This window comes from Rhizobium bangladeshense (assembly GCF_001662075.1).
In the GTDB taxonomy this organism is placed as follows: Bacteria; Pseudomonadota; Alphaproteobacteria; order Rhizobiales; family Rhizobiaceae; genus Rhizobium; species Rhizobium bangladeshense_B.
In genome coordinates this window covers 193264-219805 of sequence record NZ_LYPL01000001.1, presented here as the reverse complement: position 1 = coordinate 219805, position 26542 = coordinate 193264, and the positions used below count along the sequence as shown (strand labels likewise).

At 61.1% G+C, this 26542-nt stretch carries 22 protein-coding genes; 10 read left to right on the top strand and 12 right to left on the bottom strand.

Going from position 1 to position 26542, the window contains the following annotated elements:
• The first annotated feature begins 55 nt into the window (after positions 1-55).
• From A7X77_RS01040 to A7X77_RS01025, 4 genes are all read left to right on the top strand, one after another.
• The gene (locus A7X77_RS01040) at positions 56-892 is read left to right on the top strand and encodes a MipA/OmpV family protein (protein ID WP_245293700.1); all 837 of its coding nucleotides are present in this window, start codon (positions 56-58) and stop codon (positions 890-892) included.
• A gap of 200 nt (positions 893-1092) precedes the next feature.
• Positions 1093-1839, top strand: a complete 747-nt coding sequence (locus A7X77_RS01035; RefSeq protein WP_064681670.1) for a response regulator — start codon at positions 1093-1095, stop codon at positions 1837-1839.
• Between the two features lie 311 nt (positions 1840-2150).
• Positions 2151-3308: a patatin-like phospholipase family protein gene (locus A7X77_RS01030; RefSeq protein ID WP_064681186.1), complete on the top strand. Its 1158-nt coding sequence runs from the start codon at positions 2151-2153 to the stop codon at positions 3306-3308.
• 39 nt (positions 3309-3347) lie between these two features.
• Positions 3348-4229 (top strand): DUF3313 domain-containing protein, encoded by an 882-nt coding sequence (locus A7X77_RS01025; protein ID WP_064681185.1) that lies wholly within the window; start codon positions 3348-3350, stop codon positions 4227-4229.
• 205 nt (positions 4230-4434) lie between these two features.
• Here A7X77_RS01025 and A7X77_RS01020 read toward each other — a convergent pair whose 3' ends face one another.
• Positions 4435-7566 (bottom strand): efflux RND transporter permease subunit, encoded by a 3132-nt coding sequence (locus A7X77_RS01020; protein ID WP_064681184.1) that lies wholly within the window; start codon positions 7564-7566, stop codon positions 4435-4437.
• A complete protein-coding gene (locus A7X77_RS01015) occupies positions 7563-8588 on the bottom strand; it encodes an efflux RND transporter periplasmic adaptor subunit (RefSeq protein ID WP_064681669.1) in 1026 nt (341 codons plus the stop codon). The genes A7X77_RS01020 and A7X77_RS01015 overlap by 4 nt, the downstream gene beginning before the upstream one ends.
• A 667-nt stretch (positions 8589-9255) precedes the next feature.
• On the opposite strand from A7X77_RS01015, the gene A7X77_RS01010 reads away from it, so the two are divergent.
• The 3 genes from A7X77_RS01010 to A7X77_RS33755 all read left to right on the top strand — a co-directional run bounded on the left by A7X77_RS01010 (position 9256) and on the right by A7X77_RS33755 (position 12015).
• Positions 9256-10710 carry a S41 family peptidase gene (locus A7X77_RS01010; protein ID WP_197486770.1) on the top strand — a complete coding sequence of 485 codons (1455 nt, stop codon included), beginning with the start codon at positions 9256-9258 and terminating at the stop codon, positions 10708-10710.
• A 143-nt stretch (positions 10711-10853) separates the two neighbouring features.
• Positions 10854-11228, top strand: coding sequence for a hypothetical protein (locus A7X77_RS01005; RefSeq protein WP_064681183.1), 375 nt, complete (start codon positions 10854-10856; stop codon positions 11226-11228).
• 559 nt (positions 11229-11787) lie between these two features.
• Positions 11788-12015, top strand: a complete 228-nt coding sequence (locus tag A7X77_RS33755) for a hypothetical protein (RefSeq protein WP_064681181.1) — start codon at positions 11788-11790, stop codon at positions 12013-12015.
• A 146-nt stretch (positions 12016-12161) separates the two neighbouring features.
• Here A7X77_RS33755 and A7X77_RS00990 read toward each other — a convergent pair whose 3' ends face one another.
• Positions 12162-12755, bottom strand: coding sequence for a TetR/AcrR family transcriptional regulator (locus tag A7X77_RS00990; protein WP_064681180.1), 594 nt, complete (start codon positions 12753-12755; stop codon positions 12162-12164).
• A gap of 161 nt (positions 12756-12916) precedes the next feature.
• Here A7X77_RS00990 and A7X77_RS00985 point away from each other — a divergent pair, with 161 nt between their 5' ends.
• Positions 12917-13309, top strand: coding sequence for a RidA family protein (locus tag A7X77_RS00985; protein ID WP_064681179.1), 393 nt, complete (start codon positions 12917-12919; stop codon positions 13307-13309).
• A 69-nt stretch (positions 13310-13378) separates the two neighbouring features.
• Here the strand turns inward: A7X77_RS00985 and A7X77_RS00980 are convergent, their stop codons facing one another.
• From A7X77_RS00980 to A7X77_RS00945, 8 genes are all read right to left on the bottom strand, one after another.
• Positions 13379-14317 (bottom strand): dihydrodipicolinate synthase family protein, encoded by a 939-nt coding sequence (locus A7X77_RS00980; RefSeq protein ID WP_064681178.1) that lies wholly within the window; start codon positions 14315-14317, stop codon positions 13379-13381.
• A 10-nt stretch (positions 14318-14327) separates the two neighbouring features.
• A complete protein-coding gene (locus A7X77_RS00975) occupies positions 14328-15281 on the bottom strand; it encodes an ABC transporter ATP-binding protein (protein ID WP_064681177.1) in 954 nt (317 codons plus the stop codon).
• The gene (locus A7X77_RS00970; protein WP_432431331.1) at positions 15278-16306 is read right to left on the bottom strand and encodes an ABC transporter ATP-binding protein; all 1029 of its coding nucleotides are present in this window, start codon (positions 16304-16306) and stop codon (positions 15278-15280) included. Before A7X77_RS00970 ends, A7X77_RS00975 begins: the two co-directional genes overlap by 4 nt.
• A complete protein-coding gene (locus A7X77_RS00965; protein WP_064681176.1) occupies positions 16306-17223 on the bottom strand; it encodes a dihydrodipicolinate synthase family protein in 918 nt (305 codons plus the stop codon). Before A7X77_RS00965 ends, A7X77_RS00970 begins: the two co-directional genes overlap by 1 nt.
• 19 nt (positions 17224-17242) lie before the next feature.
• On the bottom strand, positions 17243-18118 hold the full coding sequence (locus A7X77_RS00960; RefSeq protein WP_064681175.1) for an ABC transporter permease: 876 nt from the start codon (positions 18116-18118) through the stop codon (positions 17243-17245).
• A gap of 3 nt (positions 18119-18121) precedes the next feature.
• Positions 18122-19081: an ABC transporter permease gene (locus A7X77_RS00955; RefSeq protein WP_064681174.1), complete on the bottom strand. Its 960-nt coding sequence runs from the start codon at positions 19079-19081 to the stop codon at positions 18122-18124.
• Positions 19082-19155: 74 nt separating this feature from the next.
• Positions 19156-20742, bottom strand: coding sequence for an ABC transporter substrate-binding protein (locus A7X77_RS00950; RefSeq protein WP_064681173.1), 1587 nt, complete (start codon positions 20740-20742; stop codon positions 19156-19158).
• Positions 20739-21470, bottom strand: a complete 732-nt coding sequence (locus A7X77_RS00945; protein ID WP_064681172.1) for a FadR/GntR family transcriptional regulator — start codon at positions 21468-21470, stop codon at positions 20739-20741. The genes A7X77_RS00950 and A7X77_RS00945 overlap by 4 nt, the downstream gene beginning before the upstream one ends.
• Before the next feature lie 514 nt (positions 21471-21984).
• Here A7X77_RS00945 and A7X77_RS00940 point away from each other — a divergent pair.
• On the top strand, positions 21985-23130 hold the full coding sequence (locus tag A7X77_RS00940) for a right-handed parallel beta-helix repeat-containing protein (RefSeq protein WP_064681171.1): 1146 nt from the start codon (positions 21985-21987) through the stop codon (positions 23128-23130).
• A 96-nt stretch (positions 23131-23226) separates the two neighbouring features.
• Positions 23227-24027 (top strand): Ku protein, encoded by an 801-nt coding sequence (locus A7X77_RS00935; protein ID WP_064681170.1) that lies wholly within the window; start codon positions 23227-23229, stop codon positions 24025-24027.
• A gap of 3 nt (positions 24028-24030) precedes the next feature.
• Here the strand turns inward: A7X77_RS00935 and ligD are convergent, their stop codons facing one another.
• The gene (gene ligD / locus A7X77_RS00930; RefSeq protein WP_064681169.1) at positions 24031-26541 is read right to left on the bottom strand and encodes a DNA ligase D; all 2511 of its coding nucleotides are present in this window, start codon (positions 26539-26541) and stop codon (positions 24031-24033) included.
• Between the last annotated feature and the right edge of the window lies 1 nt (position 26542).

Sequence of the window (26542 nt, the reverse complement as noted above, 5' to 3'; positions counted from 1 at the left end):
GCCCGTCGAGGACAGCAATCCTCGGAAAAACACCCAGGAGCGAACTTTGTCTTTTATGAAAAAGAAAATAGGTTTGATGATTTTACCGACGCTGCTCATGCCCCTTTCAGCAGCAGGCAATGAGGCGTGGGCGGCGGATCGGGGCGAACTTGGCGCTGGCGAACCGGTTGCACCAACCAGCGAACGTCCCGGTGGTATTCGCGGCAAGCTTCACGACTGGAATGTCGTTATTGGAGCCGGAGCTGTGTACGGCCCGAAATTCGAGGGCTCGAAAGATTTCGAGGCCATGCCTGTCCCCTTCATTTCCGCAAGCTTTTTCAACGATTACGTCCATGTCGATCCTACCGGCCTGGAGATCGATATCTACAAGGTCGAGAATTTCAAAATCAGCGCCACGGGCGGCATGGAGTTCGGTCGGGACGAAGACGATAGCGATCATCTAAAGGGACTGGGCGATATCGATTCCGGTGCAAAAATCGGTGGTGTGATATCCTACGAACTCGGACCGATCGAGCTCAGTGCCGGGATCGACAAGATCATCGGCGGCAGCGATGGCGTCACGGGGACATTCGGTGCGGAATATTCCCACATGGTAGGCAAGTTCATCCTCTCCGCCGGCGCATCGGCCACCTGGGCGGACAAGAGCTACATGAAGTCCTATTTCGGCGTCACCCCCTTCCAGTCGGCAAGGTCCGGTCTTGAAGTTTACGATGCAGGCGCAGGCTTCAAGCGCATCGACCTTACCGCATCAGTCACCTATCTGGCATCCGAGCACTGGTTCATCCGCGGCCAGGCCGAACTGGGAATCCTCACCGGCGACGCGCGAAATAGCCCGGTGGTTCAGAAGGACACTCAGCCTTCAGTGATGATGTTTGTCGGCTACAAATTCTGACCTCAGGCGCGCCCAAGCGCCGGCGGGGGCCGATATGTCACGTCAGTTCCCGGCCGGCTGCTGCTTGCGGGGCGTGGCGGCAGGCGCTTCCTCGACGGAGTTATAATCGCTGGTCGAGCTATGCAATAAAACGATGCGCAAAACATTTTTCTGTTAGATAGGAACTGAAGCGGATGCTTTCCCAGAGTCAGGCGCCGGATATGAGTCATATCGCAGTCAATTCACCCATGCAGGCTTCGGTCCGCATCCTGATCGTCGAGGATGACCGCGATATTGCCGGCATGTTGATCGACCTCATGAAGGAAGCGGGCTATGCCGCCGAAGCGGTTGGCTCCGCGATGGAAATGGACCGCCTTCTGAAGAAGAAGGAGTTTCAGCTCATTGTCCTCGACGGCATGCTTCCGGGCGAGGACGGCTTCAGCGTTTGCCGGCGCATCAGATCGACCAACACGGTTCCGATCCTCATGCTGACGGCACTGACGAAGGAAGTCGACCGGGTGATCGGGCTTGAACTCGGTGCAGACGACTACGTCACGAAACCCTTCAACTCGAGGGAACTCTTGGCAAGGATCAGGGCGCTCTTGCGACGCTCTTCCTATTCAATGCAAGTCAAGCCCGTTCAGGAAGCCATGACCTTCGCCGGTTGGCGCATCGACCCCGTCACGCGCGAACTGACCGACAGCGATGGCGTTCATGTGTCGCTGACGACGGCAGAATTCGATGTCTTGCTGGTGTTCTGCCAAAATCCGCGGCAGGTCATGAACCGTCAGGAAATCCTTGCCCGCACGCATGCAGGTTCAGCCGGCCCGGTCGAACGCAGTATCGACGTTCATGTCAGCCGTGTCCGGCAAAAGATCGAGCCCGACTACAAGGAGCCGACTTTTATCAAGACGGTACGTCTGGGCGGTTATATCTTCACGCCTGAAGTTTCGCTGGCGCGGGGCTAGCAGAACCCCAGCTTGCGGGCGACGTTGCTGGGAGGCCCCAACGCATCCAGCCGGGCGATGTCGCAACCATCTTTGAAACCATGGCAACCGATAAAGAATGTTTTCACGTTGGCTGGCGTCCCGCGCGAGCCTGCCGACCGTAGCTGCGGCGATAACAACTCTTAACAAGTCAAAATCCAAGGCAATCGCGAATCCCTGTTAATGCGATCAGAAACGCGATCCGAAAGGGGTCGCGGAGCGACGCTTACGGCTGGCGGTGGTCTGCTCCTTTGAACCGTGGCCGAAGACAGGGCGACAACTTGATTCGACTGATGGCCATCCTGATCCTCGCCCCTCTGGCAGGCTGCATGGCGCCTGACCGGGTCAGCTACAGCCCGAAGGCGGCGGCCAACGCCAGCATCGAAGGATTTGGCGACATCCGTAGCTATGCGGACACTGGCCGGCAGGCGCCTGATGCGCGCGCCTGGTTTGCCATTCCGAGGCACAAGGATGTCAATTATCTGGTCCTGTCCGGCGGCGGAGCCGGAGGCGCCTTCAGCGTCGGAGTGCTCAAAGCTTGGTCGGACAGCAAAGAGCGCCCAAAATTCGACATGGTCAGCGGCGTCAGCACCGGCGCCCTGATCGCACCTCTGGCGTTCCTCGGCGAGGCCTATGACGACACGCTTGTCGATCTCTATACAAGCGGGGTCGCAAAGGAGTTGGTGGACGCAGATTTTCTGCCAAAGGCGCTGCTTGGTCCGAGTCTGCTGAGGCAGGAGCCGCTGCGTCGGATGGTCGAACGCCATCTTACGCAGGAGATCCTGGACAAAATCGCCGCCGAGCACCGTAAGGGCAGGCGCCTCCTCGTTCTGACCTCCAATCTCGATTCGCAGAGACCGGTTGTCTGGAACATGGGCGCCATCGCCGACAGCGCCCGGCCCGGTGCGCTGAAGCTCTTTCAGGACGTCATCATCGCCTCGGCGAGCATCCCCGGAATTTTTCCGGCCGTGCTTATCAAGGTCAAGGCAGGCGGCGAGGAATTTGAGGAGATGCACTCGGATGGCGGTTCATCATCCCAGATCCTGACAATCCCCGAGGGTTGGATGGTGAGCCCGCGCCAGGCGGCGTGGCCGAAGGGCCTCAAGCTGAACATGTATGTCATCGTCAACAACGCCCTCATGCCGGAGTTTTCGACGACGACAAACAACACGCTAGCTGTCATGGCCAGAGCGAGTGCCGCTCTGATCAAGTCACAGACGCGCAGCGCATTGGTCGCAACCTACGTCTATGCCCAGAAGAACGGCATCCGCTTTCGGGTCGCCGCGATCGATAGACAAATCCCCTACAGAATGACCGATCCTTTCAACACCAACTATATGCGCGCCGTCTACCACCTCGGCTACGCCGAGATGGCAAGCGGCAGGCTATGGAAAGACCGACCGGTCTTTGCCGATCTCGCCGCCGCGGAATCCGCTCAATCCTCGCGATAGCGGGCCAATTCTCATAGCTTCCAACGATAGGAGAACGAAATGTTACATTCCCGTGCAGGCCGGGCCGTCATTCGCCGCCATTCCCGTCCGGCCGCCTCGATCCTTGTGTCCTGGCTGGCGCTGTCGGTTGCCGCAGGCTGCGCCGCAGTACCGCTGGAAGAGGCGAACACGTTGGTTTCCTATGAAGGCCTGTCGTCGAACAATGGCAAGATCACCAAGGCGAAACTCAAGATCGAACCGGACGATCTCGCCGCGGCCAAGACAATCTACATAGAGCCGGCCACGGTTTCCCCAAACGCCGGGGCTTCCATCAGGAAGCCTTCGGAGGCGGCTCTCGTAGCCAACGTCATCAGCCGTGCTATTTGTGTGGGCGTCAGCGACCGTTTTCAGGTCGTAGACCGCAGGGAAAACGCGGACGTCATCATTCACGCCACCGTCACCCGCATTGTGCCGACAAATGCTGCCCTGGCTGGCGTATCGACCGCGACGTCACTCGGCGCGTCCCTGGTTGTTCCGGTTCCCTTGCCGCGGCTGCCGGTTGGCCTCGGAGGCCTGGCCGTCGAGGCCGAAGCGACGACCAGAGGCGGCAAGCAAGTGGGCGCGATGGTCTGGGCCAAAGGCGCCAATTCCATCACCACCAGCGCACGCATGTCGCAGGTCGGGGATGCCTATTCACTCGCCTCGAGCTTCGGCAGCGATTTCTCCAAGATGCTTGTCAGCGGCAAGACACCTTATAAGGGACTGCTCAAGTTCCCGTCTGCTCAGAAGATCAGGTCGAGCCTCGGGGGAAGGCCGAAATACCCCGCCTGCGAGCGCTTCGGCCGGTCGCCTGGCGTCAAGGATTTCGCCGCCTCTCAAATCGGCCTGCCGCCGTCCTGGACGGACAAGCAGCCGGCGGTCGTCGGCCAATGGTCACCATGACCGGGATCGACGATCAAACCCGGTAAGCGGGTGTCTTGCGCTGCTCGACATATAAGGCAGGGGCGATCTGAATCTCTTTCAATCCATCACCGCCGGCACCCGAAGTGTCGGCGGTTTTGTCATGGCCGCTCGGCCCGGCTCAAAACGCCGTCGGTCTTTTGCACGGCGTTCTCTTGGCGGCCTGTCGCTGAAGAGTCCGAGAGCTTCACCTTGCGAGGCTGATTCTTCCGCCGTGCCTCCGGTCGTTCGAAATACTCTCTTGATCGTCCGTAGTCGGAGCCTCGGGATGCGTCGCCGCGGCAATTCGCCTGAGGAAGAGGAGGAAATCGTCGACAAAGGTGAAAATGACCGGAATAACAAGGAGGCTAAGAACAGTTGAGGTCATCAGGCCGCCAATGACGACGATTGCCATCGGCTGCCGGAAGTTCGCATCGCCACCGCTGAGACTGAGGGCCACAGGCAGCATGCCGCCTCCCATGGCCATCGTCGTCATGACGATAGGGCGCGACCGCTTCTTGCAGGCTTCCACCAGGGCATCCAAGCGAGAGGCGCCTGTACGTCGGGACATGATCGCATATTCGACCAGCAGAATGGAGTTCTTCGTCACCACGCCCATCAGCATCAGCAAACCAATCACGACGGGCATGGAGAAGCTCGTTCCCGTCAGCACGAGGGGCAGAAGGGCGCCGCCCAGCGACAGGGGAAGCGCCATGAGAATCGTTACCGGCTGGAGGAAGTCGTGAAAGAGCAAGACCAACACGGCGTAGATGCAGAAGATGCCGACCGCCATGGCGATGCCGAAGCTGTCGAAGAGATCGGATCGGCGCTCGAGTTCGCCCTGTTCGATAAGCATTACCCCGGGGGGAAGGCCACGGAGTGCAGGAAGGGCTTGGGCCTCGCGGTAGACCTCGCCGAGGACGCGGCCGTTGAGCTCGACCGAAATCATGATGTTGCGCGACCGGTCGATCCGACTGATCTCTGACGGGCTGCTTCCGACAGTGATGTCGGCAACCGAACCCAAGTCGACGCTGCCTCTGCTGCCGGCAACGCGCAGATTGGCAAAGTCTTCGAGCGTCTTGCGGTTGCTCGGGTCAAAACGCACGCGGATGTCGAGCTGGCGCTGTGGCAGGTTGAGCTGAGCGAGGGCGGAGGAGTAATCGCCGCCGGTTGAGACGCGGACAGCTTCGGATATCGCGTCCGTCGTTACGCCGAGGGCGGCGGCCCGATCGGGATCCGGGACGATCTGAATTTCGGGGGCCTGAAGCGAAGCGCTTGATGTCACCGCCCCAATGCCTCGCAGCGTTCGAAGCTGTTCTTCCAGCGCACCGGCCGCCTCGTCGAGTGCGCCGGCGTCGTCGCTCGCCATGGTAATGTCCAGTCTGGTGCCATTGCCGCCCAATCCCACCTGAATGCGGGCCCCGGGAAGAACGGCAAGCGCCCGCCGGATGTCGCTCTCTATGTCGAGCTGGGAACGTTTTCGTTGGCTGACTTTTTTCAGGTCCACTATGAGAGATGCGCTTGCGGTATCGGCTGTCGTCGTGGAATCTAGGAGATCGCCCGATGAAACCGTCCCGACGGTCGAGAACACATGTGTGACCTCGGGCAGATGGGAGATGAGTTGGGCGGCCCTGCGGGCCACCGCATCCGTTTCTTCGATCGGTGTTCCGGGTTGTAGTGTAATTGTAACCTGCGTCTGCGCATCGTCCGAAGCCGGCAGGAAACCCGAGTTAAGGAGGGGGATCGTCGCCAGCGAGAGACCGAGGAATACAAGCACGCAGATCGTCGTCAGCAGGCGATGCGTCAGGCAGGTTTTCACGAGCGCAATGTAGCCCCGCATGATCCGCCCATCCTTCGCCTCCACAGCAGGTATCTTCATGACGTATGCGGCCATCATCGGCGTCAAAAGCCGCGCAACCAGGAGGGAGGCAAGAACAGCAACCGACGCCGTCACCCCAAACTGCCGGAAGATGAGCCCCGGAATGCCGCTCATGAATGCGGTCGGCAGGAAGACGGCGACGAGCGTCAAAGTCGTGGCGACAACCGCAAGGCCGATTTCGTCCGCAGCCTCGAGGGCCGAGCTCCTTGCCGATTTTCCCGTCTGCATGTGGCGCGCAATGTTTTCGATTTCGACGATCGCGTCATCGACGAGGATGCCAACCACCAGCGAAAGCGCCAGCAGCGTCACTGTGTTGAGGCTGAAATCGGCGACATACATGACGGCGAACGTCGGAATGACGGACAGCGGAAGCGCAATTGCTGACAGGAATGTTGCGCGCCAGTCCCGGAGGAAGAGCCAGACCACGACGATCGCCAGAATAGCCCCTTCATAAAGCATCTGCATCGACCCGTCATAATTCTCGATGGTCGGGCCAACTGTGCTATAGGCTTTGACGATCTCGACATCGGGATTGGCCTTGGCCAAATCCTTTGCCGCGGCTTCGATCGCTGCAGCGACAGCCGTGTCGGAAAAGCCGTTCGAGCGTTTGATCTCGACGGCGATCGCCGGCTTTCCGTCGAGATAGGCGATAGACGAGCGGTCAGCAAAGCTGTCCGTTACCGTCCCGATCTCGTCAAGCCGTACCATTTTTCCACTCGGGAGCGGAATTGCAAGCGCCTTAAGCTCCGCAATCGAGGAAACCGCCCCGTTCGTTCGGATCGTCTGCTTGGTCCCTCCGATCTCGCCTCGTCCACCCGATGTGTCGGTTTGCACCGACCGCAAACTTGAGGATATGGTCGTCGCGCTGACATTAAGCGAGCTCAACAGTTGCGGCTCGAGATCGATATGGATCTCGCGATCGACGCCGCCGATGCGGTTGACCTTGCCGACGCCTGCAACGGCAAGCAAGGCTTTCGTCATGTCGTTGTCGACGAACCAGGAAAGCTCGGTCGGGTCGAGCCGGGTGGAGCGCACGGCAAAGGCGATCAGCGCCGAGCCTTGGATGACAGTTCTCGTGACGCTCGGTGGCTGCATCGCGGACGGCAGGTCGCCGCCGGTGCTGTCGACGGCATTACGCACCTCATTCAGTGCTTCCTCGCCGTCCTTGCCGATCTGGAAGGACACGCTGATGACGACGGTGCCCCCGGTGATCTTTGTCGTGATGTGCTCCAGGAGGCTGAGGGAGGCGAGTTTGTCCTCGATCTTGCGGGCGACTTCGGTTTCCAGTTGGGCCGGTGCAGCGCCCTCGAGCGTGGCGTGGATCTGAACCGTCGGAAGATCCATGTCCGGAAAGCTCTGAACCGAGAGCCGCTCGAAAGCGATAAGCCCAGTGGCGGTCAGCAGCATGAAAAGCAGGATGGAGGGAACAGGGTTGCGGATGGACCATGCGGAGAAATTCATCGTGCTTTTCCTTCCACGCGCACGATGGCGCCGTCCGAAAGGAAGGCGCCTCCCATCTTCACGACCATCGCAGAACGCGTGAGGCCGGAGATTATCTCTACTTCGCCCTCGTTGCGGCGCCCGGTTTCCACGCGGATGCGCCTGACGCGCTCTTCGGCATCGATCGTAAACAGATAATCGATGCCATCGCGCGAAACCAGCGCTGTTTCCGGCACGGTGAGGGCGGGTGCGACCCTGAGCTTTATTTGCCCGGTCGCATAGAAGCCGATCGGCGGCCGAGAGCCCGCCGCCAGCGAGACGTAGACTAGCGTTCTGCCTGTATCAGTGCTGACGGTCGGCGCTACGAGGCGAACCGTTCCGGTCAGCCGCTGGCCGCGGGGCCCATCGATGGTTGCTGGCATGCCTTCTTTGATAAGGGGGCTGTATCGTGTCGACACCTCGGCCTGCCACTCGATACGCTGTTGGCGTACGAGGCGGAATAGCTCCGTGCCCGATGTGACGACGGCGCCGAGTTGGGCGGAACGAGAGGTGATGAGGCCATCGTCCACTGCCACGATGGTCGTTTGGGAAAGCCTGATCTTCTGACTCTCAACCAAAGCCTCGGCGGATTCGATACCCGCCATCGCTGTTTGCTCGGTGCTCAGATATTCGATGATCTTCTCATCGGAGAGAACGCCGCTGCCCTTCATCTTCCGTGCGCGCTCGGCATTGCCCCTGGCCTTGGCAAGATCGACTTTGGCAGTCGCCAAGAGGGCTTCCTCCTTTCGCAGATCGGCGCGCACGATATCGTCGGTGAGCCGAGCGAGCACCTGACCCTTCGTTACGACAGACCCAATATCGACGAATACATCGGTGATGCGCAGGCCGCTGATCTCAGCTGCACTGATGGCTTCGTGCCAAGGCTTCAGCCAACCGCCGGCGAGAACCGTCTCCGGCCATTCTCGTTCCACGGGCGCCTCGGCGGTAACGGTCAATGCCGCCCCGCCCGCTTGCGCGAACGTCGCTCCCCGGCCGGCAAGCAATGCAAAGAGAACAAGGCCGATGGCTAAAGGGAGACGTTGCGTCAAAGCGGAGTCCTTTCATGATACGCTTGTAGCGGATACACGGACTGCGCCCGCATGGCCGAGGCAGGCGCGACGAGTTGTCGTCGCCCGGTGCGGCCGTGGGGCCGTCTTTGTCCGTCCGGATGTAGCGGATCGCTCGCTCGGTGCGGTCAAAGATCGGCAAAGTTCGATTAAGTTAGGTTAAGCTGGCCGCCCACGCCGGCTCCGACATGCCGTACAGCGAAGCTTTCCCGTTGTCGCCCGGCTTAACAAATCAAAACATAACTGGTGATGACAAGGGCGGCTCTATTGAAGATGATCCAGCCACATCGCCTTGCTTTGCGATCCAGTTCCGGTTCGAGGTGAATGACGTCAGATGGCAATCGCAGTGCAATATTCGACACAGACGGGCATCGGCTTCGTGACAGCCGTTCAGGACAGTCCGCTTTGTAACAAAGAGGCCAGTTAGCGATCAGATGCATCTTCGATGTTATTGGCTCGTGGGCTGCCGCTCACGGGAAATGGCACGCCGTTGCTTGCGCCAAGCACTCCTCCCAGCATGCAACATTAGCCGCCGGCGCGCCGGCCGCGTCGATTGAAGGATATGCACATGGTTGCTTGGCTTGCCCGACGACCGCTTGGATCGATGAAAACCAACCTTGCCGCCGGCCAGATCGCTGCGGCAAATTCGCTGCGGGACAAATGGGCTCAACGCAGCCAATTGTCGAGACGGTGTCACACTGCCTGCGCGCGATCAGCAGTTGCCATCGCCGTTCTCGCAAGTTCTGCGGTTGCCGCTCTCGCATTGCTCCCTCTCGAGAGCGACGCGCCAGACGAACGGCACCGCGCAGGATCGGCCGGAGAGGGCGCGACCTACCGCCAGCTCGCGCTCTTCGGAGAGGTTTTCGAGCAGGTCCGCAACCGTCATGTTGGCGCGCCCGAAGATCGGAAGCTCATCGGTGCCGCCATCGAGGGCATGTTCACGGGGCTTGACGCGCATTCATCTTATCTCCCACCGGAACGTTTCGACGAGATGCGCCGGCAGGATGCCGGCAGGTTTGGCGGATTGGGGATTGAAGCGACCGTGGAAGATGGCATGGTCAAGGTGACGGCTCTGCTGGAAGACACGCCGGCCGAGCGAGCCGGCATCAGGGCGAACGACCGGATCGTTGAGGTTGACGGCCAGCCCACATCAGGAATGAGGCTGGAACAGATGGCGGCGTTATTTGTCGGCGAGGTGGGCAGCATCGCCGAGCTGGCGATCCTTCGCGAAGGGATCGCCGGCCTGATCAGGCTGAAGCTCACGCGCGCAATCATAACTTTGGGGACGCCACGCTTGACTTACGAGCAGTCCGTTCCGGTCATCCGGCTGGCGTCTTTTTCCGAACAAACCTATGACGGGATGGAGCGAGTGATCCGCGCCGCCGTTTCCGATACCCGGCGGCCGCCCGCCGGCATCATCCTCGACTTGCGCAACAATGGCGGCGGTCCCCTCGATCAGGCTTGGCGGGTTGCCGACGCATTTCTGGCGCGAGGAGCGATCTTTTATTCCCGCGGACGAGATCAGCGGATCAGCCGCTATCCGGCCCATCCCGACGGGGTAGACGCGCTCATTGCTGCGGTACCGGTGATCGTCCTCGTCAATGGCGGCACGGCCTCTGCCGCAGAGATCGTTGCCGGCGCCCTTCAGGATCACCGTCGAGCAACTCTCGTAGGCACCCGGACATTCGGCAAGGGGGTCGTTCAGACGATCGTCGCGCTCGGCGGGCACGCCGGAATGAGCCTCACCACGGCACACGTCTACAGGCCATCCAACCGGTCCATCCAGGCATTGGGGATCGTGCCCGGTATCGAGATAGTGCAGAGAGTTCCCCAGGCCTTCGCCGGCGTCGCCACTATTGCCGGTGAAGCTGGCCTTGCACGGCATCTGCGTGGTGAGCAGGGTGAGGCGACTTTCACCTCCTCAATCTATGTCCCTGCCGATCGTGCTGATGATGAACAGCTTCAATACGCGGTAAAGCTTGTATTGGGGCAGGTCCATCACCAGGCCTACCCGGCCGATCCCGATCAGGCTCGACACCTGGAACAGCGGCGTCGCTGAAATGCCGGGCTTCTCAGCTGATAGACTCGGCCGAATAGTCGCCAGTACGACGAACTGACGGCGCATCGGGGGCCGGGAGAATCGTCAGGAAAACAACCCATCCGCATGCCTCGAACAAAGCCATCAAGGGAAAGGGAATCTCCATGTCCGCCGCCCGCTTGCTACGAACCCGTTTTATTGGAGCCGCTCTTATCCCATCGGTCGCCATCCTGGCCGCTCTTTCTGTCGAACCTGCCGCAGCCGACGAACCTCTGGCCAACGTCATCGCTGACGGCAAGCCATGGGAAATGATCGTCGTGAAACGGCGTGCTTCCAATATACTCGTATTCCGGCCGGACGGCGGCGGCACGATCAGCGATAGCCTGGCGAGCATCCATCCCACATGGAGAGCTGTCGCTGATGGGATTTGTATTACGCCCAAACCTGGTGATGCCGAGAGGTGCCTTGATCTGGTGCGGACGAAGGACGGTATTGCCGCTTCGCAGAACGGCAGGACCATTTGGGTGCTGAAGCGATGATGCTGGCGTCACGTTCATGCGGGCGCGACGCCGGGCGTGTCGAGCAGCGGTCACTCGCCCGGGCATGGGCTCGTGTCGCCCCGGGACCGCTTGATTGCCGCTATCCGATGCTTCGCAGGATGACCGGCTGCGAGCTGGAAAAGCTGCCTAAGGTGACGATGGCGATATAGCACCACTGCAGCATTGTAAGTGCGTCGGCTGTGTACGACAGCAGATAGCCGGCGGTGGTGCTGTGCCTCCGGCGGGCCCTTCGCCGGTGCGCTGCTATGGAGGCAAGACACGCCGGCAGAGAGAGTGCGGAAAGAACGGCGTACTGTGTCGAGGTCCCGCCGATGAGAACCAACACAAGGGCGCAAAGGCCGAAATTGATCATCCCTGTAGCCGGAATGCCGCGAGGTAATCTCGGGGTCATCATCAGGTTTCCTGTTGAGCGGAAGCGACTTAGACACAGGTCGTCGTAAAGGTGGATCAAGTAATGTTAAGAGATATCATGCACACAAGGGAACAATCCAAAACGCGACTGGTTTAACTTGATCCGTGTCCGCCGGCGGAGGCGACGATGTGGGCAGTTCTGATCGGTGCCGCTCTTATCATTGGCGGCCTTCTTTTTCTCTTGCGGCCGACGCTTCGTCGAAAGCCGAGTGATCCACACCGGATGCCGCAAGGCGGGGCTACGCTGGAACCGCGGCAACAGGGCCTGAGGTTCCTTGGATTATCGCGGAATTGGCCGGCGCTTGTTATCATCGCCGTCGGCGCGTTTCTCATGGCCTTTGGGAGCTTCTGGTGACAGAGGCGATCCTTGTAGCTCCGCTCGCGGCCCCCTCTCCGATCGGGAATTGGTATCATGCCGCACGCAGGCTGCCGTCGTTTCTCGTCGGGAAGCACGAGCCCGGAAGGTGAGCGGCTCGGTTGCTGCTGCCCATGATAAGAAGTTCACGCGGACCTCTTGAGAAGGCCTCCAGCCAAAGCGCCGAAGGCCTCGACCGCCTTCGGCAGCACATCCTGCGGGTCGTCACTGGCTGCAATCCAGAGTGCGGCATTGAGCGCCGCGCCATTGAGCAGGCGGGCGGCTGCCTCGGCGTCGACCGGCTTGAGCACCCCCAGTGCGGTCAGGCGCTCCACCGTCTGTCGGGTTACCTGAAGGCAACTGCTCTGGCTCGGCCATTGCGTCGGATCACCCAACACGGCAGGTCCATCGAGCAGCACGATGCGCTGGACCTCCGGATCAAGCGCCATTTCGATATAGGCCGCGCCCTCGGCCAGAAGACCTTGCCAATCGTCGCCCGCCTGCGCGCCGATCTCCTGGGCGCGCGAAGCCATTTCGGTGTCGATCTGATCGACAACTGCCGCAAGTAGCCCGCGCTTGTCACCGAAGTTGTGGTAGAGCGCGCCGCGCGTCAGGCCGGCCTGGGCGGTCAGTTCGTCCATCGACGCGGCCGCATATCCCTTCTCGGCAAAGGCCTTGCGCGCGGCCGCGATCAGCTTGAGCCGATTTTCCTCCATTGTCTCGACGCGTCGTTTTGCCATCTCTTCTCCAAAATTTCATATACGCGACGTATATTAACTTGACATACGGCTCGTATTCGAGCTATTTCACATACGCACCGTATACCAGATGGTGCGGCATTCTGTGAAGGCTCGTAATGACCAGCGGCTTTCAGTGTCCCAATCAATGATGAGGAACATCAATGACCCGTCGCGAAGCAATCTTTCCCGCCAGCAGGCATGCTCTGTACGAGGAACACGGCTATTCGGCCGCCATCCGATCCGGTGATCTTCTGTTCGTGTCCGGCCAGGTCGGCAGCCGTCCCGATGGAACGCCGGAGCCCGACTTCGAACGCCAGGTCGACCTGGCGTTCGAAAACCTGAAGGCGACGCTGGACGCCGCGGGTTGCACGTTTGAGGATCTGGTTGATGTGACGACGTTCCACACCGAGCCCGAAAACCAGTTCGAAACGATCATGGCCGCCAAGCAGAAGATTTTCAGCAAGCCGCCCTATCCGAACTGGACCGCGATCGGCGTGAATTGGCTGGCAGGCTTCGATTTCGAGATCAAGGTGATCGCCCGCATCCCTTCATGATGCCTGACAGGTCGACGCAAAGCTCGGTCTTCCGGAAGCACTCACCTTGATCGGGCAAGGTCGCTCTCTCTACTGGGCGAAAAGTTCCGGGATCATCGCGCGGGCCCGATCGCGCAGATCTTTCGCTTCCTGCTCGCCGATAAAGCGGTAAGGCCAACGCAGCCTGGTGCTGACAGGACCCCAGTTGCCGATCGCCGCGAGCAGTTTGTCGAGCGCTGCATTGGAATAGCCGTGGTCACGTCGAAACGGGACGACGTGGCTGTCCATAAAGGCGCAGATCCGGCCTTCGATCTCCAGCGCCGCGTCGATGTCGGCCTGCATCAGCTCTGTCCAGGCTTGGGCACCATGGGGACTGAGACAGGCGACGTTGGAAAACGCGCCGGCAGCGACGCCGTGTTTGATTCCGGTGGCGAGGTGATGGCCGGGAATGAATAGGGAAAATTCGCTGAGATATGCGCGCGCCTGTGCATACCAGGCATCGTCGCCATCGGCGATCTTCATCCCGACCACTGACGGGCAGGGGCCGCAAACCTCGCTGAGCTCGGCTGGCGACAGGACACGTTTCGCATGCGGCGGATTGTAAAGGACGAGCGGGGTCCCGTCGGCGGCCTCTGACGCCCGGTGCAGGAAGTCGACGGCTTCGAGATTGGTGAGCGGCCACCAGTCGGGCAGGATCACCTGGATTGCCAATGGCTTATGTGCAGCGGCGCGGCGCAGGCGATCGAGCGTGATGATCGGATTGGGCTGGCAGGCGCCGATGACGAAGGGCATTGCGGCGGCCCGGCAACGCGACGCCAGCACCTCCTGGATTCGCTCGTACTCCGCTTCCGTCTGATTGTGAAATTCACCCGCAGTGCCATTCGAATAGATGCCGTCGACCTTGGCGGCGATCAGTATGTCGATTTCCTCGCCGAGCTTTTCGAAATCGATGCTGTCGTCCTCCGCGATCGGCAGGAGCAGGCTTGCCCAGTTGCCCGCGATAGGATGGCGGCGGGTTTTTATGCTCATCTCACTTCCTTCAGTCGAGGTCATCGCGGATGCAGGCCTTGAAATGCCCCGGCGTCATTTCGCGCAGCGCCGGCACGGCCTCGCCGCAGGCCGATAGCGCCTTCGGACAGCGCGTGCGAAAGACGCAACCGCTCGGCGGATCGGCCGGGCTCGGAATATCGCCCTTCAAGATCTGGCGGTCGCGCGGCGCATCGAGATCGGGCGAGGGGATCGCCGAGAGCAGCGCTCGCGTGTAGGGATGCAGCGGCCTGGCATAAAGCGCAGCACTTGGCGCGATTTCCATGATCCGGCCGAGATAGAGGACGATCACCCGGTCGCAGATATATTCGACCACTGCGAGATCGTGACTGATGAACAGCATGGTCAGGCCAAGTCGCTGCTGCAGGTCACGCAGAAGATTGATCACCTGCGCCTGGATCGAGACATCGAGTGCGGAGACCGGCTCGTCGGCGACGATGAATTCCGGCGCGAGCGTCAGCGCCCGGGCGATGCCGATCCGCTGCCGCTGGCCGCCCGAGAACTCGTGGGCGTAACGATTGACGGCGTCCGGCGGCAGATCGACCTGTTCGAGCGCGGCGCGGGCGCGTTCCAATCTCTCTTTTGCCGTGCCAAGGCCTTGGATCTCCAGTCCCTCGGTGAGGATTTCGCCGATCGTCATGCGCGGCGAAAGGCTCGCGAACGGGTCCTGAAAAATATATTGCATCCGCGGTCGCAGGCGCCGCATTGCCGATGAAGACAGGCTGGTGAGTTCGGTGCCGTCGAAGCGGACGCTGCCGGCGGAGGGTTCGATAAGGCGCAGCACCGATCGCCCGATCGTGGTCTTGCCGCTGCCGGATTCGCCGACCAGCCCGACCACCTCGCCTTTGCCGATATCGAAGGAAATGGCCTGCAGGATGGTCAGCCTGGCGCCGCGGGACGTATAGTCTTTTCCGAGGTCGCGGACCGAGAGAAGGGGCTCGCTCATCTGATCTCCTGCCAGCGAATGCAGCGGCTCTTGTGGCGCGGATTGACATCGGCCAACGGCGGCACCGCCGCGCGACAGGCGTCGACGGCAAATTGGCAGCGCGGCTGGAAAGCGCAGCCGGCCGGGATGTGCATCAGACTCGGCACGACGCCCGGAATGGCCGCCAGCCTTTCGCCCGCCTGCTTCATCCGGCTTGCATCACCGGGTTTCGGCATCGATGCCAGCAGGCCGATCGTATAGGGATGTCGCGGATTGCGGAAAACCTCGGCCACCGGCCCCGTCTCGACGATCCGGCCGGCATACATGACCGCCACCCGATGCGCGATTTCGGCGACGACGCCGAGATTATGGGTGACGAAGAGCATGGCCATGCCGCGTTCACGCTGCAGTCTCTGCAGCAGGGCCAGAACCTGCGCCTGGATGGTGACGTCGAGCGCCGTCGTCGGCTCGTCGGCGATCAGCAGCGTCGGGTCGCAGGCGAGAGCCATGGCGATCGTGGCGCGCTGGCGCATGCCGCCGGATAATTCGTGCGGATATTGACCGGCACGGCGCCTGGCATCGGGAATGCCGACGCTGTCGAGAAGCGAGACGGCCGCATCCATGGCGGCTTTCCGGTTCGCCCCGCGATGAATGCGGATCGGCTCCGAGATCTGGTCGCCGATGGTGTAGACCGGGTTGAGACTCGACATCGGCTCCTGGAAGACCATGCCGATATCATTGCCGCGAATGGCGCGCATTTCCTGCTCGGGAAGCGAGACAAGATTGCTGACGGTACCATCCTTGCGCTTCAGATCGATGCTGCCGGCGGCGAGGGCACCGATATTGCGGGTCAGCAGCCGCATGACCGAAAGGCTGGTCACCGATTTGCCCGAGCCGGACTCGCCGACGAGCGCCAGCGTCTCGCTGGCAGCCACGCTCAGATCGACGCCGTTGATCGCCGTCACCTCGCCCGAGCGGATGCGGAAGACGGTCCGCAGCCCCTTGATGTCGAGAATGGTGTCGGCGCTCTGTGGCATGGCATCCATCAGGCAAGCAGGCCGGTGGCGCGCAGGATTTGGTCGATCCTTGCAGTTTCGGCCTCGTCGAGAGCCGCACGCGGTCGCGGCATCAGCGCTGTATCGATGATGCCGAGGCTTTTCATCGCCGCCTTGAAGGCGCCGATACCGGCAGCGCCGCCGCTGACCCGGCCCGCTCCGACCCAGACGATTTCGAAGAGCCGGCAGAGCCGCTCCTGTTCCTTGCGGGCCGCGACCCAGTCGCCGCGCTGAGCGGCATTCCAGAGCCTGACGTAACCGTGCGGATCGACATTGGCGATGCCGGGCACCACGCCATGGGCGCCCATCTGCAGCGCCGTGTCGACGACGATTTCGGAGCCGGTCATCAGGAAGACGTCCTTGTTGTCGACGAGATCGAGCAGCACGTAGCGGAAATTGCCGTCATCGCCGCTTGAGTCCTTGATGCCGATGATGGTTCCCTCCTTTGCCAGCGTCACGCTGGTCTGGCGCTGCAGTTTCACATGCACGCAGACGGGAATGTCATAGGCGATCAGCGGCACGTCGACGGCATCGCGGATGTAGCGGAAGTGATCGATGGTTTCGGCCTGGCTGGTCACCGTATAGAACGGCGCCGTGACGACCACCGCGTCGGCGCCGGCCGATCTGGCGATCCTGGCATGGTTGATGACCCGGTCGGTCGTCGGATCGATGACGCCGACGATCAGCGGTACGCGGCCGTTGATGACCTTGGCCGAATGCTCGATAATCTCCTGCCGGGTTTGTTCGTCGTGGAAGATCACCTCGCTGGTCGAGCCGAGCACGAACAGGCCATGGCATCCCGCCTCGATCAGGTTTTCCAGCACCCGCGTGTAGGACCGGTAATCGACGGTGTAATCCTTGTTAAGCGGGGTTATGACTGGAGGTACGACACCCTTGAATTTGCTCATTTTCGCTTTCTTTCGATCGTCAGTTTAATTCGGCGCGAGGGTCGAAGGCATCGCGAAGACCATCGCCAATGAAGTTGATTGCAAGGACGGCAAGCACCAGAAAGCCGCCGGGAAACAGCCACTGCCAGGGATACTGCTCGAGCACGGCGGTGGAGCGGGCGGCATTCAGCATGTTGCCCCAGCTTGCCGCCGGCGGCGCAATGCCGAGCCCGAGGAAGGAAAGGCCGGCCTCGAGCAGAATGGCGTTGGCGATCTGCAGCGTCGCGAAGACGACCAGGATGTCGATCGAGTTCGGCAGGCCGTGACGGAAAAGCAGGTGCGGCAGACCCGCTCCCATGCCCCTTGCCGCCGTCACGAAGTCACGCTCGCGAAGTTCCAGCAGCCGCGCGCGCACCATGCGCGCCAGCAGCGGCCAGGAGAGCAGCGAGATGACGAAGACCGTCGGCCAGATGCCGGTGCCGGCGATCGAGGCGAGCACCAGCAGGAAGATGACCGGCGGCAGCGTCATGACGAGATCGACGAAACGCATGGTGACGGCATCCGCAAAGCGGCCGGCAAGCGCCGAGACCGCGCCGACCATGAAACCGATGACGGCGGAAATGACGGTCGAGGTGAGGGCCACCAAAAGCGAGATCCGGCCGCCGTCCATGACCCGGGCAAAGATGTCGCGGCCGACGCCATCGGTGCCGAACCAGTGTCTCGGTCCCGGCTGCGCATTCATCGCCAGCAGATCGATGTCGTTGGGTTTGAAGCTCCACCACAGCGGATAGGAAAGGATCGCCACGACCACCAGCGCGATCATGCACACGCCGGCGAAGGCGGCCCGATTGAGCAGGAAGCGATGCAGGGAGCGTGCGATCGGGCCCGGACTGCGGGCAGGGTTTCGTGCCGGCATCGCTCAGCCCATCTTGATCCGCGGATCGACCAGCGCATAGGCGAGATCGGTCAGAAGGTTGACGGCGATGACGCAGGCGCCGATCACGAGCGTCGAACCCATGATAACAGGATAGTCGCGGCCTTCCACCGCATCGACCATCAGCAGGCCCATGCCGGGCCAGTTGAAGACGCTTTCGATGAAGATCGCGCCGCCGATGGCAAGGCCGATGGTCGAGCCGATCAGGGTGATGACGGGAAGCAGCGCATTGCGCAGCGCATGCTTGGTAATGACCCAGAATTCGAAGACGCCCTTGGCGCGCGCCGTGCGCACATAGTCCTGGTTCAGGACCTCGAGCATGGAAGCGCGCATGTAACGCATGATCAGTGCTGTCTGCGCCACGGCCAGCAATGTCGCGGGCAGGATGAGGTGATGGAGGAGGTCGGCGACGGAAAATTCCCGGCCGGGCGTCAGCATGCCGCCGGAGGGCATCCAGCGGAAATAGACCGAAAACAGATAAAGGCCGACCAGGGCGCTCAGAAAGGGCGGACTGGAAATGCCGGTGACGGCAAAGACCGACAAGGACAGGTCGGCGATCGAGTTGCGGCGAACAGCGCTGACGATGCCGGTCGCAATACCGGCGATGATTGCGATCGCGATCGCCGATCCCATCAAGAGGACCGTCGGCCCGACGCGCGAGAGCACGAGACCGAGCACCGGCTGGTCGGGCCGTTTGATCGAATAACCGAGATTTCCCGTCAGCGCTTGCCCCAGCCAGGCGACATACTGCAGCGGCAGCGGCTGATCGAGGCCGAGTGTGACGCGCAGTTCGGCAAGATCCGACGATGACATCGGCACATTGGGGTCGATATAGGCGTCAATCGGATCGCCAGGGGTAAGGCGCAGCATGACGAAGATCAGCACGCTCAGGGCAAGCAGCATGCCCACGCCGATCAGCAGGCGCCGGAGACTGTATCTCAGCATGAAAAACCCGTTCCTGTGCGGGCGGACAGGTTCGCCGACCTGGCCGCCCTTTGCGTCTCAGGATGTGCTACGCCCTATTCGGCGATCGCCCATTTTTCCGGATGCGCCTGGTAAGGGCCGCCGCCGGGGGCCGGCGTCCAGACGAAGTCCTTCAGTTTGGAGGAGGCGACGCCATAACGTTTCGCCACCCAGAGCGGACCCCAGGGCAGTTCCTTGTTCATCACCTTGCAGACCTCCTGGTAGCGGGCCTCGCGCTTTGCGGCATCCGTCTCGCCGAGCGCCGCATCGAGAGCGGCGGTCAGCACCGGCATGCGCACGCGGGCGACGTTCGGGCCGGCCGGCGGGATCTGCTTCTCGTTGAGGCCGACATTGATGCTGCCCGGGTCAGGGCCGTTCTGCAGGCCGGCATAAACCATCTGGAATTGCGCGACGTCGGGCGTCGGGTTGAGCACGATGCTGTTATAGGTCGGGGTGTCGACGGCGCGCGGCGTGACGTTGATGCCGACCTGGGCGAGCATTGCCTGGACCGCAGCCATGACATTGGCGGCAAGCGGCGTCGTGTAATAGGTCAGAAGCGTTATCGGCTTGTCGCCGTTGATTTGCTCCCAGCCGGCTTCCTTCAGCAACTGCTTGGCCTTTTCCGGATCGTAGGCATAGGTTTCGATGCCCTTCGGCACCACCTGGTCGGCGATATAGGCGCAGTTTGCCGGTTTGGCGGCGCCGCCGTAAAGGCTCTGGATGATTGCATCGCGATTGATCGCATACATCACCGCCTGACGGATCCGGACATCCTTCCAGATCGGCGAGTCGTGATTGAAGCCGAGATAGTTGACGACGAAGGAGTTGCCTTCGATGACGCGGAAATCCTTGTTGTTGTTGAAGGCGGTCAGATCGTTCGAATCGACATAGGTGAACTGGATCTCACCGGCGCGCAGTGCGGCGATCGCCGCAGCCGGATTGGCGAAATAGCGGTTGATGATCTTTTCCAGCGCCGGCTTGCCGCCCCGGTAGTCGGTGTTGGCGGCAAGTTCGACATATTGATCGGTGACGTATTTGGTGAACTTGAACGGCCCGGTGCCGATCGGCGCGGTGGACCACCATGTGTTCTTGGCGAGTTGGTCCGCCGGGATCTGCGACAGCGCGTGCTCCGGCAGCATCATCACCTTCGTCAGCGTGTCCATCAGGCTTGCCGACGGAGCCGACAGTTTGATGACCAGCGTCTTGTCGTCCTTGGCCTCGGCCGAGGAAACGGCGTTCAGGCGAGCCGCGAGAACCGAGCCGGTCTTGGCGTTTTTGGCAAGCTCGATGGTGAACTTGGCATCCTTTGCGGTGAAGGGCTTGCCGTCATGCCATTTCGCGTCGGCGAGCTTGAACGTGTAGGTCATCTGATCGGGACTGACCTCATAGGACGAGGCGAGCTGGCCGACGACTTTCTCGAGCTTCTCGTCATAGGTCACCAACGGCTCGAAATAGACGCTGAGCCAGGTGAAGCCGCCCGTCGCGGCGAGCGGGTTGAAATTGCCCTGGAAGCCGCCGGGTCCGACATCGAAGCCGCCCGAGAGCGTGGCTGCCTGTGCCGGGGCGGTGAAGGCCGGAATGGCGGTCGTCGCCATCATCCCAGCAAGCGCGATGGTCGATGATAGTCTGAATAGTCGTCTCATTGTGTTCCTCCCACATTGACACTTTTCTTGTTGGCGGCGATCACCCGGGAAATGCCGTCGTAGTGACGGTCCAGGCGTTTCTGCGCTTGCGCGACGTCCTTCGCCTCGATGGCATCGACGATCGCCGCGTGATCCCTCCAGGTCGCGACGGGATCGACATTGTCGAGATTTACGAAATCGGAGGCCTTGTAGAAGGCGAGCCAGAAAACATCGATCAGCCGGGCAAGGGTCTCGTTGTTCTGGCAGCGGAACAGCAGGGTATGAAAAAGCTGGTCTTCGTCGGCGAAGGATTGACCGCGCTCGGCATGGATCCGCATGCGGTCCACCGTGGCGCGCAGCTCGGCGATATCGTCGTCGCCGATCATCTCGACTGTCTTGCCGATCAGGCCGACTTCCAGCGTCCGGCGGATCTCGATCACTTCCTCGATCTGGCGCAGCGCGCCGCCGAGGCCATAGGCGAGATTGTCGAGCAGCGGTTCGAACGAGAAGGCTTTGACGAAGATGCCGATGCCGCGACGCGATTCCAGTACGCCGAGCGATTCCAGCGCCTTGATGCCTTCGCGCAGAGAATTGCGGCTGACGCCGAGCTGGTTCGCCAGCTCGGATTCGGCCGGAAGCAGCGTGCCGGGCTTCAATCCATTGTCGCTGATATAGGCCCGCAGGCTGTCCTGCACGGAAACGTGGAGCAGAGGCGCACGGGTGAGGGGCTTCATGGATTTCAGCGACATGCCGTTCTCATTTCGGTCTGCGATGGGCTTGGCTAGACATATCCACTTGTAGGATATCCGTCAAATGGATTCGTTTGATTCATCGCCGTGATTGCCTTGGATTACTTTGCTGGCGTTCCGTTCGCGGCCGGTGGCATCCGTGTCAATGAGCACGAAAGGCGCGTCTCGGTCCGGTTTATCTATGCGAAGACTGGCACTGCGAGGATTTGATGCATGTCGCCCGGAAGTGTGCAGCGGTTCCGGGACAACGACATGCATAAAATCAAAGAGGTAAAGCGCGCGCGCATGAATTAAATTTGATGCGACGCGCTCTAAAGATCGCAAGACGGCCTGCGAAGTGAAGCAGGCCGTCAAACTCCTGCCACATGCCCTGCATTAATTCGGCGCGACTGCGTATTTCTTAAATCGGAATTGATTTAAGGGTAAGCCATGCAGCAGCTCAATGCGTTACTGCATCCCTTGCGCCTCCGGGAAGATGCGTGGGTGCCCAGGTAATCGCGCCGATGGAGATCCGATGCCCGCAATCCTGCGAAAGAAATCTCATGGCGTCTCCACGCGGGCGCAAGTCATCGACGGTGCCGAGGATATCGGCGTCTCCTATCAGGTGTTTTCCGATACGATGGTCGAGGACGTCGTCGTCAAGAACTCGCCGCGCGGCTTCAAGTTTCACAACGGTAAGAACCTCGTCGTCAGGCGCTGCGAAACGGAAAATGTCAGGGGCGACGGCATCTATCTGACGAAGACGTCGAACGTGCTTCTGGAAAACAACCGCATGGGCGCCGCGCCGGGCGAGGGCGCCGATTGCTGCCAGTTCGCCTATCAAAACAGCGACGACAATATCAGCTCCGATATCGTGATCCGCGGCAACCTCTTCCTGCAGTCGCCGACAAGCGCGTCGAACAAGGGTGCGCTGGTCTGCGACAAAACCAGGAGATACCGCGTCGAATACAACTTTATCGGCGGCAAGAATTTCTCCTTTTCGTCGATCGGCGACGATGCCGTGGTGCGCAGCAACATCATGCGCGACGGCAGGATGAACGACTATTCCTTCGGCTACGGCATCGGCGACAAGGTCGATCATGCCGGCCATCACCTCTACGACAACTGGATCGAGAACAACAATCGCGGCATCAGCCTGAGTGGCTTTTCCGACCAGGAGCGGGCATTCCGCAAGGATATCGATATCCACGACAACGTCATCAGCGCATGCGACGTCGCCTTCTTCGCCAATCGTCCGTGGTCGGGCAGCCTCCGGCGCAACATATTCATGCGGTGCCGGCAGGACGTCCTTTTGAAAGGAACGGGCGAAGCCACCGCCGGTCAGATCGATGGCAATTATCACAATGACGGCAGCTTCCTGAACGTTAGGCCGCCGCCGCTTCGTTTCAACTCCGACGGCAAGGCATCCGTCGCCTCAGGGGAATGGACATCCGAACCCGATGAAATCGTGATCCAGTGGCGTGACAAGGGAGTAGACATCCCAGGCGCCAACCGGCCTTCCATTGCCGTCGAGCCCGGCGTGGAATTGTCCTGCGTGCTGCTCGCCCGCAAGGGCCGCAACTGGATGCTGGCGATCGCCGAGGCCGCCTATGACGAATTCACGCCACGCGCATGGCAGGAGAAAATGCTCCCGTGGCAGAAGCGGTATCTCACGATCTGAGCGGAGCACCGCCGCCGATCATGCCCGGCCCGGAACCACAGGGCTGGTTTTGCCGTTGATTGCCATGTCAACCGTGTCCGGGAGGGAAGGACAGTCATGGCACGCCAGACATTCTGGAAAGGTTATCTCAAGCTCTCGCTCGTCACCGCTTCCGTCTCGCTGACGCCGGCGACGACCGAAAGCAACAAGGTGCGTTTCCACGTCCTTAATCGCCAGACTAAGAATCGTGTCGAAAGCCGCTATGTCGACAGCGTCACCCACAAGCCGGTGGATGACAGAGACCAGGTAAAGGCCTATCCGCGCGGCGAGGACGACTATGTTCTTCTCGAAGACGAGGAGATCGAGGAGGTCGGGCAGGAAAGCACCCGCACCATCGATATCGACAGTTTCGTGCCGCGCGGCTCGATCGACTGGATCTGGTACGACAAGCCGCATTTCCTGGCGCCCGAGGACAAGGTCGGCGTCGAAGCCTTCTGCGTCATCCGCGAGGCGATGAAGGCGAACGATGTCGTCGGCATTGCCCGTCTGGTGCTCTATCGCCGCGAGCGCGCCGTGCTGCTGGAGCCGCAAGGCAAAGGCATCATTCTCTGGACCCTGCGTTATGGCGACGAGGTGCGCGAACCTCTGGCCGAGATCGACTACAAGGCAAAGATCGACAGCAAGCTTTTGACGCTGATGAAGCAGCTGGTCAAGGAAGAGACCAAGGATTGGAGCCCGACCATGGTGCAGGACCCGATCCAGAAACGCCTGAAGTCGATGATCCGCGGCAAGCAGAAGAGCTTGAAGCAGGTCGCCCCGGCCAAAAAACCACCGCCGGTGGAATCGACCGGCAACGTCATCAACATCATGGACGCGCTGAAGAAGAGCCTGGCGGAAGGCGGCGGGAAGCCGCGGTAATTCCTATCGTTTCCTCTTTTCCAGCGGTTTCGCCGCAGCGAAAAATCCATCCCAGGGATCCCTGGGCAAGGCGTCGAGCCGCGTCGGCGCATTGTCGACGGTAAAATAGGCCGGCCCGATGTCGACTGTCAGCTCGCTCCATTCCAGCGGCATCGAAACGGCAGCACCCGGTCTTGCCCGCGTCGAATAGGCCGCAACCGCCGTGTTGCCGCGGCCGTTGCGCAGATAATCGATGAAGATCCTCCCCTTCCGCTTGGCCTTCGTCGCCGTCGCCAGATAACGGGCGGGATCATCGGCCGACATACTGTCGGCCAGCCATTTGGCAAAGGCCTTCACCTCCATCCAGCCGGCTTTCGGCGTGAGCGGCGTCACCACATGCAGCCCCTTGCCGCCTGAGGTCTTGACGAAGGCGGCGAGACCTTCTGCTTCCAGCCGCGCCTTCAATTCGTAAGCCGCGGCTATCACATCCTGCCACGCCACCTCCTCGCCCGGATCGAGGTCCATGGTGATCATGTCGGGCCTTTCCCAGTTGTCGGCCGTCGTGCCCCAGGGGTGGATTTCAAGCACGGCCGATTGCACCAGCGCTACGACACCGTCGAAATCGGTTATCCGCAGCAGCTTGTCTCCCTGCTTGTCATTCGGATCGATGATCTGCTCGATATGCGCGTTCATGCCCTTCCAGGCGTGTTTCTGGAAAAACCGCTGCCGACCATTGATCCCGCCCGGCAGGCGCAAGAGCGCCAAGGGGCGGTTGACGATATAGGGCGCCATGAAGCGCCAGACTTGGGCATAATAATCCGCCAGTCCCACCTTGGTAACACCCTCGTCCGGCCAGTAGATGCGGTCGGGGTGGGTGAGCGTTACAGCGGCTTTCGGCAGGGGGCGGGCTGCGGTCTGTTCCGTCTCACGCGTCACCTCTTTGGCAAGCTTGTCATCGCGCAGTCCGCGGAAGGCTGCATGGCGCAGATTGCCGTCGGCCGACCAGGAGCGGAACTCGACTTCGCCGACCAGCTGCGGCTTGACATAGATCAGCCCACGCCGCTCCTCGGCGGTGAGCTTGTCGTCGAAGGAGTTCTCGTTCTGCATCATCCGCGACAGCTTCTCATAGAGCATCTGCGCGGTTGCCACCGTATAGCCGGTGCCGACGCGACCGACATGCTTGAGCTCGCCATCGCGGTAATAGCCCATCGCCAGTGAGCCGATCGCATTCTCCATCGAGGTCGACGGCACATAGCCGCCGATGACGAATTCCTGCCGGTGCGAGCACTTCGATTTGATCCAATCGCCCTTGCGTCCCGAGCTGTATTTGCTGTCGCGCAGCTTGGAGATCACGCCTTCGAGGCTGAGCCGGCAGGCATGATCGAGCACCAGTCCGCCGCGTTCGTTGAAATGTGGGCTGTAACGCAGCTTGTCACTATCGGCAGGCAGCAGGCTTTCGAGCAGATGCTTGCGATCGATGAGCGTGGCATCGATCAGCTTGTGGCCATCGAGATGAAGGAGATCGAAAGCATAGAAGACGAAGCGATCGTTGCGGCCCTCGCTCAGATCGCGCTGGAGCGCTGAGAAATCCGAGGCGCCGCTATCGCCCTCGACGACGATTTCGCCATCGATCACTGCCGACTGCACCGGCAGGGCGGCAAAGGCGTCGAGCACATCCTTGCCGAACTTTGCCGTCCAGTCCAGACCGCTGCGTGTCAACATAAGGACCTTGCCGTCCTCGATCCTGACCTGCAGCCGGTAGCCGTCGAACTTGATCTCGTGGATCCAGCGATCGCCCGCCGGTGGCTTCGGTTTCAGCTTGGCAAGCGCCGGTTCGATGAAATCGGGCATGGGGCTTTTACGCGCACCCTTGGGCCATTTGCCTTCTCGGGATACTGACGGCTTCGCCTCTTGCGCCGGCTTTTTGGCGGCAACCGCCTTGCCGTTTCCGGATTTGGAGTTCCAGGTCGCATCGGGATTTTCCGCCACCTCTTCGAGCTGGCGGCCTGTTTTGGCTGATTCCGGCCGTTCCTCGAGAATATCGCCGTCATGGCGCGCCTCGGCGTCATCCCCCTTGATCAGCAGCCAGTTCTCGCGTTTTTCGCCCGGCCGGCCGCGCATGCGCACGAGGTGCCAGCGGCCTTTCAGCTTCTCGCCGTCAAGTTCGAATTCCATATGGCCCTTGCGGTAGGCCTTGTGCGCATCCCCGAGCGGTGTCCAGGTGCCGCGATCCCAGACGATGACGGTGCCGCCGCCATATTGACCTTTCGGGATGATGCCTTCGAAATCGCCATAGGACAGCGGGTGGTCTTCAACATGCACGGCCAGCCGCTTGTCCTCCGGGTTAAGGCTCGGCCCCTTCGTCACCGCCCAGCTCTTCAGCACCCCATCCATTTCCAGCCGGAAATCATAATGCAGCCTGGTGGCGTCGTGCTTCTGGATGACGAAACTGTTGCCGCTGCTGCGGCCCTTGCGCCCGCGCGGCTCCGGCGTGAGTTTGAAATTGCGCTTCGCCTGATAGGTCTCGAGAGCCATC